The organism is Paenarthrobacter sp. NPDC018779 (assembly GCF_044391085.1).
In the GTDB taxonomy this organism is placed as follows: Bacteria; Actinomycetota; Actinomycetes; order Actinomycetales; family Micrococcaceae; genus Arthrobacter.
This window is the reverse complement of sequence record NZ_JBIRZS010000017.1, coordinates 42186-56622: the sequence shown is the minus strand read 5'-3', so window position 1 is coordinate 56622 and position 14437 is coordinate 42186. Positions and strand designations below refer to the sequence as shown.

The following is a 14437-nucleotide window of genomic DNA, read 5'->3' as shown; positions in this document are numbered from 1 at the left end:
GCGCGAAAGGGGCGGGTCACCTTGATGGTGACCCGCCCCTTTCTTGTTGCGTTGAGGGGTTATGGACGAAGGGTCAACGGACGACGGCGGCCGTCGACTTCCGCTGTGGGCCAGCGCTCGTCGAGGGTCAGGATCTCCAGCCCACCGTCAGTGAGCAGCACCGTGTCCTCGATCTTCACTGCGGGACCGGAGGGGTTCCACGTGAAGGGCTGGTTGACGACTATCCGGTCAGTGACTTCTGCGGTGACCCGGGGATCCCGTCCGGCATATCCTGCAGGGCCGCCCTGGTGGTGCAGCTTCCACTGGTCAGCGCCGAAGCCGTGCCGCTCGTACGCGGCCTGGATCCCGGCGAACACGTCGTTGAGGCGCGCTCCGGGAACCGTCGCACGGAAGATGTCCGCTTCCACAGCCGCAATGCGGGCCTCGGCGTCGAGCTCCTGCGGAGTGCCGGCGTCGAACGCCACCCAGCGGGTCACGTTGGCAACCAGGCCGTCACGGCGGGCGCACACCACGGCCATGGCGCGGCGGCCAATCGGCGAGTGCGTAGCCAACGGGTGTCGGAAGTCGCTGCGGCCCGCGCCGTTGCAGAGCAGGACCAGCGGTTCGGCCCCGACGGCGACGATCCGGGCAGCAAGATCGGAGACCAGCTCAAACTCGGTGGTATTGGGTGTTGCCTGCGACAGGACGTCGGTCATGGCCGTTGCGGCGTCGGTCGAGAGCCGGGCGTAGCGGGCGGCCTCGGCAGGAAGAAGCTGCTGCCGCGCGGCACGGAGCTCGGTGGCCACAGCGGCCTCGGGCAGGGGATCGCCATCGGCGGCGAGTCCTGCGGCCGTGGCATGCAGCGGGCCGTGCCAGGGAACCGTGTGAAGGTTGACGCCCTGGGGCAATTCCTCGGCGGCAATCCGTCCGGCCTCGTTGTTGAAAGTGACCAGGTGGTCCCCGTCCCGGTCCACCAGCAGGGCAGCGATGGGATCCCCGGCGAGGCTGATGTGCACGCGGCTCCCGTCCAGGTACCAGGTGAGCGCCGTATGCGTTGTCAGGAGCAGCGAATCGCGGCCCGCGGCATCGAGAATATCCAGGACGCGCCGGCGCTTGACGGCGCGATCGGCTGCGTTGCCGGGTGCGGTCCGTGGCGCGGTGCCGGTCACGGTTGTGGACTGAGCTGGAGCGGTCATGCCGATTCCCCCAAGGTTGAGATGAGTTGTTGAATGTCGTTGGTGGCCAGGAAACCGTCGGCGATGAGGACCGTGACGGTGCGGTGGACAGGATGGCCGGGTTCTGCCCGGACCGGGGTGTCCCACGCGAGGGAAAGCCCTACGCCCGGGTACCCCGAATGCCTCAGGAACCACGGGTCCGGTGCCTGCGGAGAGGCGAGGAACACCAACGTTGCGGGGTGGCCCAATCCGCCGGTGCCGTGCCCGCCGTGTGACGTGCCGGCGTCGAACGTTCCAGACCATGCCAGCCACGGCGCGACGCTCCCATGGACCGCATCCTCGCCGCGGGCATCCGCGGTCCAGATGGTGGCATCGCCCACTTTCGGCAGGCGCCAGAAGAAGCCGCCGTAGCCGCCCTGCGGCCGGCCGTTCGATCCGGGGCTGCCCAGCATCACGGAGCCACCGGTGTCCGGCTCAAGGCTGAAGTCCAGCGTCAACGCCCATGCGGACTGCCCGACGGCGGCCCAGCTCCATTGGCGTTGTTCGCGGAGTATCCGTGTTCCGTCGGGACCGATCCAGCCCAACTGCTCAGACCTCTTACCCTCGGCGTGGGCCGCGGATTCAGTGACGATGTGCCCGTGGTCGTTGCGCCACACGTAGGCTCCCGCGTCCCGGGTGTAGGTGCGGCCACCCCAGAAGTTGATGCCGTCCACGTCCTGCAATGCCACTCCGGCCCCCAGATGCCACACGTGGTCTTCGGGCACGTGGTCCGTCACGACGGTTCCGGCCAGGGTCCGGACGGGGTGCAGATAGGGCCGGGGAGACGACGTTGGCCTGATACCGGTTCCATCCTGGATGGTGGCCACAACTGTGCCGCCGAGTTCCATCACGGGCTTGTTGGAACCAGAGGCCCAAGGTGCTCCGAGCTCGGCGAACGTGGCTTGCCCCAGGGCTGCCCGCTGGATCCACGTTCCGATGCCCTCCACCACGGCGTGTGCCTCCTTGCCCTCTCCCGCCCAGGTCACGAACGCCGGATCGATGGGGGCCGGATCCTCGGCAGTGCGGATCGCCTCGAGGACGGCCACGTAGGCTCCAGTGCCGCCGAGGGGGCTCAGGAGGTCCTCTTCGGACCGGGCCGCGAGCAGGTTCTCCAAGAGGTCGGTCCTGCCGTAGCTTTCCGATCGGGCTCCCTGCGGAGTGGTGATGTCCAGCCGGTCTTCTGTGTAGGAGAAGGCCACCTGCCCCAAGGTGCCGTAGACGGTGACCACCGGGGCCGACTGCACGGGGGCGCACAGTGTCAGTGCACAGGTCAGCACAGGGCCGTGGGCGGTAGCTACCCGGACAACAGAGGTGTCGTCGCTTTCGGTGTCGTTGGCCCGGTATAGGTCTGTGTCCACCTGCCGGACATCCGCCGCCGTCGCAGCTCCGGCAAGGCGCAGTCCTGTTGCGACGGCATGGGCCAAGGCGTTCGTGGCCACACCGTCCACTACATCGGTTCCGTTGATGCTTCGCTTCCCTGCCCATCGGGAGCGGGTGAAGTAGCCCTTGGTGCGCAGCCACTGCCCGGTGGCGCTGATCCCGCGAAGTTCGCCGAGTTCGCCGGAGGCCAGCAGCCCCTGGATGGCGTCAATGGCATGCGATCCCAGGCTCTGGAAGCCCACTTGCACCAGCTTTCCGGCCTTCTGCGCAGCTGCCATCACGTCTTTGTACTGCGCCATGGAGGCTACGGGTGGCTTTTCCAGGTACACGTTGGCGCCGGCCGCGAGTGCCGCGAGGGCCAAGGGTGCGTGGGTCTGGATGGGCGTGGAGATGATGACCACGTCCGGGGCCTGCCCCGCGGCCAGGAGTTCGTCGAGGGAGGCGAACACGGCAACATCGTCAGGAAGTTGGCCGTCCCCGGGTGGCAGGGGATCTGCGACAGCCACCAGGCGGAGCCTCCCCTCGGTTCCGAGGCGCCGAAGGTTGTCCAGATGCCGTTCGCCGAAGCCGTGCACGCCCACCAGTGCGACGCGGGGCACGGGCACGGGCGGTGTTGGGCTGGTGATGGTTGCGGGCTGGGTCATGGGGTGGTCCTCGCTGAAGCTTGGGTGGGTGGTTCTGCCTGGAACTGGGTGGCGAGGAAGGCGGCAGCCTCTTCCTGCATGGCCGGCGTAAAGACATGGGGTTCGGCCCAGAAGCTGCCCGTGTACCGGCCCGGTGCCATGGCGCGCCTGAGGTGGGAATCGGCGTCGCGCATTCCGGCTTCGGGAAAGAGTTCGTCGCGAAGCCCGTATTGCACCAAGACGGATTCCACACTGGAACGCGCCACGACATCCGGCCATTCGCCCAATCCGGAGAGCCCGGGGGAATGAAGGAGCCACGAGTGTGCGTCCAGGTACGCGGGAAGCAGCGAATCGAAGGTGGTCATCATGCACGTCACCACGCAACTGCGGATTTTCGGGCTCAGGCCGGCGAGGACCATGGCCCGGCCGCCGCCACCGGAAAACCCGACGCAACCAAGCCGTCCGGTGTCTACGCCGGGGAGCGTGGCCAGGATGTCCAGGGCTACGAGGTCATCGTGGGCAACCGTCCCGGCCACAGTGGAACCGATCAGCGTGGCGGCCTTTGCCACCGTTTCTTCGTGGGCAGCTGCCGCGGCGTTGTACCGTTCCGCGTCGGAAGGTACGACGCCGGCCTCCCGCCAGAGTGCCTCCTGCCCGGCCAGCGCGTGGGCGGTCCGGTAGGCCAACGGGTCCAGGGTGAACCGTCGGCTGCCCCACATGAAAGCGTCGTGGGCCAGGACCGCGAACCCTTGCCGGGCCAGCCACGTTGCCCAGGGCCTGCCGCCGTAGAGCCGTGACCGCAAGCCGGCCGGCAGGGGGCCGAGGCTGTTCGCGGAGGAGGTGCCGGCGTCGTGCCTTGACCGTTCCGGTACGCCGGGAGGCATTCCCACCAGTCGCTCGGCGCCGTGCGACTTGATGCCGCCGTGGCAGTGCAAGGCAAGGATTCCGGGGAGTGGTCCCGTGGCATGGGAGGGCTTGACCAGCCAGGCCGATGTCCGGGGACCGAAGCCGGTTTGCCACGTCAACTTGGACGTAACCACATTGTTGTCTTCCACTTCCCAATCCACCGAGTACCCGGGATTCGGCGCGAGGGCAGGAACGCCGAGTGTTTCGGCGAGCAGCTTCGCCGCGGGGGAGTCGGGCACGTGGGGATTGTTGGCTGCCTGGTCCGGCCAGTCCTCGTAGCCGGCAATCGCACTGGGGCGTGCCTGTCTCCCGGCCAGTACAGCGGTGTCCATGGCTTTATTCGGGAACAAGTGAGTCCTGCTTTGCTGGAGCGGATGGGTGTGCGGAACCGCACGCCGGACTGCTTCAGCGGGCGGGAAATCCTGGGAAGCGCATTCATCAGAAAACGCTTTCTCAAAAATTAGCAAAAGGCTGTACATGGGTCAAGAAAACGTTTACTTTGGTACGGAGCCGCTGAACGCCGGGATCGGAATCCTGGAAAACCAGGGGGCTGCGCCGGAGCCCCCGGCGGACCCGGAGGCAGCATTTCCCAGCACGAATTCCGTGGAAGGCCACGATGACCAAAGGAGACCACATGGCCGCACAGCACCACCCCGCAACGCCGCAGGGCGTCCGGGGTCACGCAGGGAGGACGCAATGAGCGCTATTGGCGAACTCTCCACGATGACCCGCCGCAAGGGCCCCATGACCAAGGAGGAGAAGAAGGCCAACGGCCGCGACAACAAGGCCGCGTACGTCTTCCTCCTGCCGTGGTTGATCGGCCTGGTGGTCATCACCGTGGGACCCATGTTGATGTCCCTCTACCTGTCCTTCACCGACTACAACCTCCTGCAGCCGCCGGAATGGGTTGGCCTGGACAACTTTGTCCGGATGTTCAGCGACGCCCGCCTGCACAACTCACTGCGCGTGACGTTCACGTACGTCCTGGTGGGCGTGCCCCTGCAGCTGGCCGTGGCGCTCCTCATTGCACTGGTCCTGGACAAGGGCCTTCGCGGGCTCCCGTTCTACCGTTCCATCTTCTACTTGCCCTCGCTGCTCGGTGGCTCGGTTGCCGTTGCCATCTTGTGGAAGCAGATCTTCGGCACCACGGGCCTGGTCAACCAGGTGTTGGCCATGATCGGCATCGAGGGCCCGGGCTGGATCTCGGATCCGAACACCGCACTGGGCTCCATCATCCTGCTGCACGTGTGGACCTTCGGCAGCCCCATGATCATCTTCCTGGCCGGCCTGCGCCAGATTCCGAACATGTACTACGAGGCCGCCGAAGTTGACGGCGCCACCACCTTGCAGAAGTTCTGGCGGATCACCATCCCCATGCTGAGCCCCATCATCTTCTTCAACCTGGTGCTCCAGATCATCGGCTCGTTCCAGTCGTTCACGCAGGCGTTCATCGTCTCGGGCGGCAACGGCGGTCCGTCGGACTCCACCATGTTCTTCACGCTGTACCTGTACCAGAAGGGCTTCGGCCAGTTCGACATGGGTTACGCCTCAGCGATGGCCTGGTTCCTGCTGGTCATCATCGGTGCCTTCACGGCCATCAACTTCATCGCTTCAAAGTATTGGGTGTTCTACGATGACTAAAACTCAGACCATGCCCGCCACTTCCGGCTCCACGTCACAGCAACCGGGCAAGACCCCCCGCCGCCGCGAATCCCGGGGAACGCTGGCCTTCAGCCGCAGCGCCCGCATCAAGGGACTGATCAAGCACGCCATCCTGATCCTGGTAGGCGGGGTCATGATCTACCCGCTCCTGTGGATGGTGGTCTCCTCCCTGCGCCCGAACGACCTCATCTTCCGCGAACCCGGCCTGTGGCTGCAGAACCTGGAAATGAGCAACTACACCGATGGCTGGTCCGCGCTGACCCACCCGTTCGGGCATTACATGATCAACTCCGCGATCGTGGTCCTTGGCTCGATCCTGGGCAACCTGATCTCCTGCTCCATGGCCGCCTACGCCTTCGCGAGGCTCCAGTTCACGGGCAAGAAGCTGTTCTTCGGCATCATGCTGCTGACCATCATGCTGCCTTTCCACGTGGTGATCGTGCCGCAGTACATCCTGTTCTCGCAGATCGGCTGGGTGAACACCTTCTGGCCGTTGATCGTGCCCAAGCTTCTGGCCACGGATGCGTTCTTCGTGTTCCTCATGGTCCAGTTCATCCGCGGCATTCCCAAGGAGCTTGACGAGGCCGCCCGCATCGACGGCGCAGGCCACCCGAGGATCTTCCTGCGGGTCATCCTGCCATTGATGGTTCCGGCCCTCGCCACCACCACCATCTTCACGTTCATCTGGACCTGGAACGACTTCTTCGGAGCCCTGATCTACCTCACGGACCCGGACATGTTCACCGTCCCGGTCGCGCTGCGGGCCTTTGTCGACTCACAATCGGCCACCAGCTGGGGATCCCTGTTCGCCATGTCCATCGTGTCCCTGTTCCCGGTGTTCTTGGTGTTCCTGTTCGGCCAGCGGTTCCTCATCAAGGGCATCGCCACCACCGGCATCAAATAAACCTGAAGGCGCCCCGCCGAGGGGAAGGGGCCGGTGGAAGCCGGCCCCTTCCCGTCAGTAAACCCAGTTCAGAAATGATACTTGTCACACAAGATAGTGACTTGTATCATAATTCCAATGAGAAAACGCTTTCTCACACTTCCAAGGATCAAAGAAGATCGGAGACTACAGTGCCGGTATTTCCCAAGGGTGAAGCAGTCGCCCACGCAGCCGCGTCGGAGGCGCGCTCGTCGGAACCCAAGGCCAAGCGGTCCAAGCGCAAGCTTCGCGCTTCGGCCATTATTGCAGCAACCGCGGCAGCCGTCCTGGCCTTGAGTGCCTGTGGTGGAGGCTCAGAAGCCAAGAGTGCTGATGGCAAGGTTGAGCTCCGCTTCTCCTGGTGGGGCGGCGACAAGCGGGCACAACTGACGCAGGAAGCCATCAAGGCCTTCGAAGCCGAGAACCCGAACATCACCATCAAGGCCGAATACGGCGACTGGTCCGGGTACTGGGACAAACTGGCCACCCAGGTGGCCGCCAACGATGCTCCGGACATCATCCAGATGGACGAAAAGTACATCACCGAGTACTCCAGCCGCGGTGCCCTCCTGGACCTCTCCAAGTACCAGATCGATACCTCCAAGTTGGACGAAGCTGCGCTGAATGCAGGCAAGGGTCCCAAGGGCCTCACCGGCATAGCCGCGGGCATCAACGCAGCCACCATCCTGGCCAACCCCGCAGTCTTCAAGGCCGCCGGTGTTGCCCTCCCGGACGACAAGACCTGGACCTGGGACGACTTCGAGCGGATTTCCGCCGAAGTCACGGCCAAGTCCCCGAAGGGCACCTATGGTGCCGCCGCCTATGGAACGGATGAGGCATCCCTGGGCGTTTGGCTCCGCCAGAACGGCAAGTCGCTGTACACCGATGATGGCAAGCTCGGTTTCGAGCCCTCGGACATCGCCGGCTACTGGGACTTCCTGAAGGAACTGAGCGAGAAGAAGGCTGTCCCGTCGGCCTCGGAAATCGTTGAAGCAGAAGCCGCGCCCCTTGACCAGAGCGGCCTGGCTACCGGCAAGAACGGCCTGGCCTTCTGGTGGTCCAACCAGCTGCCCGCGCTGGAAAAGGCCGCGGGTGGTGAGCTGCAGATCCTGCGCTTCCCGTCCAAGACCGGCAAGGCGTCGGACACCCAGCTTTGGTACAAGGCCTCCCAGTTCTGGTCTGCCTCTTCGCGGACCAAGCACCCTGAAGAGACCGCCAAGTTCATCAACTTCCTGACCAACAACGTCAAGGCCGGCGAGATCCTGCTTGCTGACCGCGGCGTCTACCCCAACTCGGATGTCCGCGAAGCAATCCAGTCCAAGTTGGCTCCGGCGGATACCAAGGTGGTCAACTTCATCAGCGACATCCAGGGCGAACTGGGCAAGGCTCCGGCAGCCCCGCCGAAGGGTGCTGGTGCCATCCAGGAAATCGTCAAGCGCTACAGCTCCGAGGTCCTGTTCAACAGGCTCTCCACCGAAGAAGCAGGCAAGAAGGCCGTGGACGAAATGAAGTCCGCGATCGGCGCCTAGCCTTTCAGCAACGAACAGCGCCCCGGGTTGGTCAACGTGATCAACCCGGGGCGCTTTTCCGTGCGCAGGCACCCAACTGGGTCGCAGTTCAGGTCGTTCCCAGCGCTGGGAACGACCTGAACTGCGACTTAGTTGGGTGGGTCTTCCGCAATCACGGCCACGGCTCCGGCGGCCACCACGCCACTGAAGCGGGCGCCGCTGAGCAGCTCCTCGCCGTCGGACTTCACCGTTACGTCCTCCCTGCCGTGGTTGATGGCGAACAGGAAACTGCGGCCGTCAGCCGCCCGGCGGCGTGAAAGTTCGACGCCCGCACCTGCCTCGGCCGCGGACGTCACCTTGGCTTCGTCCAGGAGTCGTGCGGTCAGTGCGTCGATACCGTCGGCGTCCGGAAGCGTGGCGAGATACCAGGCAGAGCCGGCTCCCGTGGCTCTGCGCGTCAATGCGGGGACGCCGTCAAGCGGATAGTGGGTGAAGGTGGCAACGACCTCGGTGGAATCGGCTGCCCGAACGTGTTCGCTCCACACTGAACCCACTGAGCCGTCGCTCAAGGTGGTGGACGTGCCGGGGAAGAGCGGGTGGAATTCCTCGGTCCGGATGCCCAGCAGCTCGCGGAAGGCGCCGGGGTAGCCGCCAAGCCGCACGTGGTCGCGTTCGTCGACGATGCCGCTGAAGTAGCTCACCAGCACAGTGGCGCCGTCGTGTGCAGCGGCCGCTATCGAGGCAGCCGCCTCATCCGTCACGGCGTAGAGCGTGCAGACCAGGATGAGGTCGTAGCCGGCCAGGTCCACGGTGGGATGGACAAAGTCCGCCGTTACGCCGCGCAGGTAAAGCGAGCGGTGGAAGGCCCGCATGGTGTCCAGGTACTTGACACCCTGGCTGGGGTGGGAGTCCAGTTCAGCGGCCCACCAGGCCTCGTAGTCGAACACGATGGCCACTCTGGATTCGACGCGGGATCCCTTGACGGGCTCCAGCTTGCGGAGTGCTTCACCAAGATCCACCACGTTGCGCCACACGTGCGTGTCCCGGCCGCCATGCGGAACCATGGCCGAGTGGAATTTCTCGGATCCAGCCTTGCTCTGGCGCCACTGGAAGAACATGACGGCGTCGGCCCCGCGGGCCACGTGGGCCAGGGAATTCCGGAGCATTTCGCCGGGCATCTTGGGCTGGTTGTAGGGCTGCCAGTTGACGGCCGACGTCGAGTGTTCCATGAGGATCCACGGCTCTCCGCCTGCAACGCCGCGGGTCAGGTCGGCGCTGAAGGCGAGCTCGATCTCGCGCTCGGGGTCCGCTGCCACCAAGTAGTGGTCGTTCGCGATGACGTCCATGTCCTTGGACCAGTCGAAGTAGTCCAGGGTTTTCGTTGCGCTGGAGACCATGAAATTGGTGGTCGCCGGTACGCCAGGGGTCACTTCCCGGAGCACGGCGAGCAGTTCCCGGTAGTAGTCCATGAACGACCACGAGTTGAAGCGGGCGAAGTCCAGTTGCTGCCCGGGATTCAAGGTGGTGGGAGCTGCTCCGGGCGGGATGATCTCGTCGAAGGACGCGTAGTGCTGGGACCAGAAAGCCGTGCCCCAGGCATCATTGAGGGCTTCGATGGTCCCGTACCGGCGTTCGAGCCACCGGCGGAAGGCGGCCGCGTCCTCTTCGCCATGGAATTCGCCCACGTGGCAGCCGAGCTCGTTGTCCACGTGCCACAAGGCCAGGGCGGGGTGGTCCTTATAGCGTTCGGCGATGACGCGGGTCATGGTGGTGGCGTACCTGCGGTACACCGATGACGACGGCGAGTAGTGCCGTCGGGAGCCGCGATCCAGGCGGACGCCTTCCGCAGTGACGGGCAGGATTTCCGGATACTTGCGGGCCAGCCAGGCTGGTGGGGAAGCGGTGGCGGTGGCCAGGGCCACCTTGATGCCCGCTCCGTGGAGGTTGTCCAGCACGTCATCGAGCCAGCCGAAATCGTAGTTTCCTTCGCTGGGTTCCAGCAGGCCCCAGGAGAAGATCGCGACGCTCAGGAAGTTGACGCCGGCCTCCTTCATGAGATCGATGTCCTCAAGCCGGATGTCTTCGGGCCATTGTTCGGGGTTGTAGTCGCCGCCGTAGGCGATGCCGTGGACGCTGTTCCAAACGGATGGACCGCGTGGGGATTCAGGGGAGGACAAGGGGGCTCCTTTGTCTGGTTGGACGTTCTGGATGGCTGGTGGTGCAGGACGTGGTATGGCCGGAAGCTGCGAAAGCGCGTTCTTGGAAAACGCTTGCCCAGATTCCCGAATGGGGATATTGTATCGATTCAGAACGAGTGTAAGCGAGATCACTGCCACGTTGTAATGATCAAAAAAATGGGGCTTGCACCAACTGAGCAAGGAGGCTCTCATGATCAACAGAAGGAATTTCCTCACCACGGTGGCCCTGGGCACGGCATCTGCTGCGTTCCTGTCCGCTTGTGGGCAGACTTCGTCCTCCGGGCAGACAGGCTCAGCCCAGAACCCCGTCACCATTACCTACACCTGGTGGGGCAACGACGACCGTGCCGAGCGCACCCGCAAGGCCATTGCCCTCTTCGAGTCCAAGAACCCGGACGTGAAGGTGAACGGCAACTTCACCGACTTCACCGGCTACTGGCAGAAGCGGGCCACCGAGGCTGCCGGTGGCGGTCTTCCGGACGTCATGCAGTGGGACCTTTCCTACCTGCGGGACTACGGCCAGCGCAACCAGCTCCTGGACCTGGGCACCGTGAAGATCAACACCGACGCCTTCGATAAATCCCTCCTTCCTTCCGGGCAGATCAGGGGCAAGCAGTTCGGCATCCCCACCAGCACCAATGCCTTCGCCGTCTACTACGACCCCGCCAAGCTCAAGACCCTGGGCATTGCCGAGCCGGGTGCCGGCTGGAACTACAAGGAATTCAATGCATTCCTCACCGAGGTTGGCACGAAGGGCAACGGCACGTTGTTCGGCGGCACCGACTACACGGGTGTCTGGTGGATGTTCAACATCTGGCTGCGCCAGAACAACATCAAGGCCTTCACCGATGAGGGCAAGCTCGGCTTCTCCAAGGACGACCTGAAGAAGTGGTGGAACCAGGCCGGCAGCCTCCGCGGCACCGGTGCAATCGTGGGCGAGGACAAGGTAACGCAGCTGCTCCCCAAGTCCCCGTTCGGTTCCAACGTCACTGCCACCGAGGCCACCTGGGACAACTTCATGGCCGGCTACCTGGCGGACAGTGGCGCCAAGGAGCTCAAGTTGGTTCCTGTTCCCTCCGACGATCCGGACAACCTGGGCCTGTTCCTCAAGCCCTCCATGCTCATGGTGGCCAGCGCCAAGACCAAGTACAAGGACGCAGCGGCCCGCTTCATCGACTTCATGGTCAACGATCCCGAAGTTGGCCAGATCTTCAAGACCTCCCGCGGTGTTCCCGCCTCCAAGACCCAACGCGACGGCACCACCTTCGAGGGCACGGACAAGCTGGTGGTGGACTACGAGAAGTCGATCGAGAAGTACCTCAAAGACGCTCCCGAGCCGCCCATCGTGGGCTTCGGCACGCTTGAAGCATCCTTCAAGCGCATCAGCTCGGAACTGAACTACGGCAAGCAGACCGTGGACAGCGCAGCGGATGCGTGGTTCAAGGAAGCCGAAGACCTCATCAAGCAGAACGCCTGATCCAGGCCTGAACTGACGGAAGAATCCCGTGACTCAAAGCCCAACCCTGAGCCGGCGTTCCCAGGCGTCCGCTTCCCCGCAGCCGCGCAAGCCGCGGCGGCGGGGTGCGGATGCCCGCGCCGGCTACACGTTCCTGCTGCCATGGCTGCTGGGATTCATCGCCCTGACCGTTGGTCCGATGATTTCCTCGCTGTACCTCTCCTTCACCAACTACAACCTCTTTGAAGCTCCCAAGTGGATCGGCTTGGACAACTACACCACCTTGTTCCAGGACGAGCGGTTCCTGCAGTCGGTGGGTGTGACCCTGAGCTACGTGGTCTTCGGTACGCCGCTGAAGCTCGCCGCCGCCTTGGCAGTGGCCATGTTGCTGAACAGCAAGCGGAAAGGCCAGGGCTTCTACCGCTCAGCGTTCTACGCTCCTTCCCTCATTGGCGCGAGTGTTTCGATCGCCATCGTCTGGAAGGCCATGTTCGGCGACTCCGGTCCCGTGGACCAGGGCCTGTCCTTCTTCGGGATCAACCTCGGCGGCTGGGTGGGCAACCCGTCCATGACCATGCCCATGATGATCCTGCTGACGGTGTGGCAGTTCGGCGCCCCGATGGTGATCTTCCTGGCCGGCCTGAAGCAGATCCCCGTGGATCTCTATGAGGCCGCCTCCATGGACGGTGCGGGACCGGTGCGGAAGTTCTTCAACATCACCTGGCCCATGCTTTCCCCGGTGATCTTCTTCAACCTGCTCATGGAAACCATCCACGCGTTCCAGATCTTCGCCTCGGCCTACATCATCTCCAACGGTGAAGGCGGCCCGGCGGGCTCCACCCTCTTCTACACCCTCTACCTGTACCTCCGCGGTTTCAGCGATTTCCGGATGGGCTACGCCTCGGCGATGGCCTGGCTCCTGGTGATCGTGGTCGGCGTCATCACGCTGATCTTCTTCAAGACCTCCAAGTCCTGGGTCCACTACAGCGGTGATTCGAAATGACAACCATGGCAACTCCCACGCAGTCCGCACCAGCGCCGGCAGAGACCCCGGCCTATAACCCGAAGGCCGAGTCCGGCGCGGCCAGGAAGGCCAAGAGCGTCATCTTCCACATCGTCGCCCTGGTCCTGGTGGGGATCGTCCTCTACCCGGCGTTGTGGATGATTGCTTCGTCCTTCAAGCCGAACTCGGAGATCGGCGGCGGCAATACCTCGCTGTGGTCGGCCAACTTCAGCTTCGACAACTTTGTCACTGCCATGGACGGCATTGGCGGGGTCAGCACGCTGACGTTCTTCACCAACTCCCTGATCCTCGCCATCGGTGCCGTGGTGGGCACCATTCTCTCGGCCAGCGTTTCCGCATATGCCTTTGCGCGGATCAACTTCCCGGGCCGTGGCCTGTTCTTCGGCATGATGATCGCCACCCTGTTGCTGCCGTTCCACGTGGTGATCATTCCGCAGTACATCATTTTCCAGCAGCTGGGCCTGGTGGACACGTATGTGCCGTTGCTGATCGGCAAGTTCCTTGCGGCCGATGCGTTCTTCGTGTTCCTCATGGTCCAGTTCATGCGCGGACTGCCGGCCGAGCTGGATGAGGCGGCCCGCATTGACGGTGCCGGGCACGTGCGCATCTTCGGTTCCATCATGCTCCCGCTCATGAAGCCGGCCCTGATCTCCACATCCATCTTCTCCTTCATCTGGAGCTGGAACGACTTCCTGGGCCCGCTGCTGTACCTGAACACCCCGGAAAAGTACCCGCTTCCCCTGGCCCTGCGACTCTTCGTGGACCAGACCCAGAGCTCGGACTACGGCGCCATGATCGCCATGTCCGTGCTGGCCCTCCTCCCCGTGCTGGTGTTCTTCCTGATCTTCCAGCGCTACATCGTGGAGGGCGTTTCCACCCAGGGCCTCAAGGGCTAGGAGGACAGGCAATGAGCGTCATGGACACCACGGGAAAGCCCTCGAACAAGCCCGGAATTCCGGTCAACCGCTTCGCCCTCTTCGCCGAGACGATGCTGGCAGGCGTCATTGTGCTCCTGTTGTCCCTGCCGCTGGTGACGGCGCCGGCGGCCTATGCTGCCGGCGTCGTCCATCTCGAAAGGCACCTCAGCGGCAGGGACGATTCACTCAAGACCCTGTGGAGCACCTTCCGCCGGGCACTGCCCGGCAGTTGGAAGTACGGCATCACGACGGCGGTGGCCGGCGTGGTGATTGTCCTGAACCTGTTGCTCGCGCTGGTGGAGCAACTGCCGGGGCGGACGGTCATCCTGCCCGCCACCCTGGTGTTGGCGGCCGCGGGCGCCGTCCTGCTGCTGCGCACCGCGGGAAACTGGAGTGGCCCCGTGGACTGGGACGCTGCGACCCCTCCTGCCGACGCGGGTGGTGGTGAGGGGTGGGCCGCAGCCTACTCCACCGCCAAGGAAGACTCCGTCCGCGACTGGAGCGGCTCGCTCCTTTTGCTGGCTGCCCTGGGCATGTCGGTGGTCTTCGTGTGGATGCTCCAGGCGTTGTTCGTCATTGTTCCCGGCGCGCTCATCCTTGCCACGGCTGCCATCAAAATCCGCTCCTACAGAAACCGCTAGCCCGCAC

The 14437-nt window shown here is 64.1% G+C and carries 11 protein-coding genes; 7 read left to right on the top strand and 4 right to left on the bottom strand.

Going from position 1 to position 14437, the window contains the following annotated elements; translation table 11 throughout:
- Window positions 1–59 precede the first annotated feature (59 nt).
- From ACH488_RS16360 to ACH488_RS16350, 3 genes are read right to left on the bottom strand one after another with little or no spacing between them, the layout of a single operon-like run.
- A complete protein-coding gene (locus tag ACH488_RS16360) occupies window positions 60–1175 on the bottom strand; it encodes a M24 family metallopeptidase (protein WP_397325614.1) in 1116 nt (371 codons plus the stop codon).
- The gene (locus tag ACH488_RS16355) at window positions 1172–3217 is read right to left on the bottom strand and encodes a DUF6807 family protein (protein WP_397325613.1); all 2046 of its coding nucleotides are present in this window, start codon (window positions 3215–3217) and stop codon (window positions 1172–1174) included. The genes ACH488_RS16360 and ACH488_RS16355 overlap by 4 nt, the downstream gene beginning before the upstream one ends.
- A complete protein-coding gene (locus tag ACH488_RS16350; protein ID WP_397325612.1) occupies window positions 3214–4434 on the bottom strand; it encodes an acetylesterase in 1221 nt (406 codons plus the stop codon). Before ACH488_RS16350 ends, ACH488_RS16355 begins: the two co-directional genes overlap by 4 nt.
- A gap of 364 nt (window positions 4435–4798) precedes the next feature.
- Here ACH488_RS16350 and ACH488_RS16345 point away from each other — a divergent pair, with 364 nt between their 5' ends.
- The 3 genes from ACH488_RS16345 (at window position 4799) to ACH488_RS16335 (ending at window position 8215) form a co-directional block, all read left to right on the top strand.
- The gene (locus ACH488_RS16345; protein WP_397325611.1) at window positions 4799–5743 is read left to right on the top strand and encodes a carbohydrate ABC transporter permease; all 945 of its coding nucleotides are present in this window, start codon (window positions 4799–4801) and stop codon (window positions 5741–5743) included.
- Window positions 5736–6668 carry a carbohydrate ABC transporter permease gene (locus ACH488_RS16340; RefSeq protein WP_397325610.1) on the top strand — a complete coding sequence of 311 codons (933 nt, stop codon included), beginning with the start codon at window positions 5736–5738 and terminating at the stop codon, window positions 6666–6668. The genes ACH488_RS16345 and ACH488_RS16340 overlap by 8 nt, the downstream gene beginning before the upstream one ends.
- Window positions 6669–6838: 170 nt before the next feature.
- Window positions 6839–8215, top strand: coding sequence for an ABC transporter substrate-binding protein (locus ACH488_RS16335; protein WP_397325609.1), 1377 nt, complete (start codon window positions 6839–6841; stop codon window positions 8213–8215).
- A gap of 128 nt (window positions 8216–8343) precedes the next feature.
- Here ACH488_RS16335 and ACH488_RS16330 read toward each other — a convergent pair whose 3' ends face one another.
- Entirely contained in the window at window positions 8344–10371 is a 2028-nt protein-coding gene (locus ACH488_RS16330; protein ID WP_397325608.1) for a beta-galactosidase, read from the bottom strand.
- A 211-nt stretch (window positions 10372–10582) separates the two neighbouring features.
- Between ACH488_RS16330 and ACH488_RS16325 the strand changes: the two genes are divergently transcribed.
- The 4 genes from ACH488_RS16325 to ACH488_RS16310 are packed head-to-tail and all read left to right on the top strand — an operon-like array spanning window position 10583 to window position 14430.
- On the top strand, window positions 10583–11869 hold the full coding sequence (locus ACH488_RS16325) for an ABC transporter substrate-binding protein (protein ID WP_397325607.1): 1287 nt from the start codon (window positions 10583–10585) through the stop codon (window positions 11867–11869).
- Between the two features lie 28 nt (window positions 11870–11897).
- A complete protein-coding gene (locus ACH488_RS16320) occupies window positions 11898–12851 on the top strand; it encodes a carbohydrate ABC transporter permease (protein ID WP_397325606.1) in 954 nt (317 codons plus the stop codon).
- A complete protein-coding gene (locus ACH488_RS16315) occupies window positions 12848–13768 on the top strand; it encodes a carbohydrate ABC transporter permease (protein ID WP_397325605.1) in 921 nt (306 codons plus the stop codon). The genes ACH488_RS16320 and ACH488_RS16315 overlap by 4 nt, the downstream gene beginning before the upstream one ends.
- A gap of 11 nt (window positions 13769–13779) precedes the next feature.
- Window positions 13780–14430 carry a Poxvirus protein I5 gene (locus ACH488_RS16310; RefSeq protein WP_397325604.1) on the top strand — a complete coding sequence of 217 codons (651 nt, stop codon included), beginning with the start codon at window positions 13780–13782 and terminating at the stop codon, window positions 14428–14430.
- The last annotated feature ends 7 nt before the right edge of the window (window positions 14431–14437 follow it).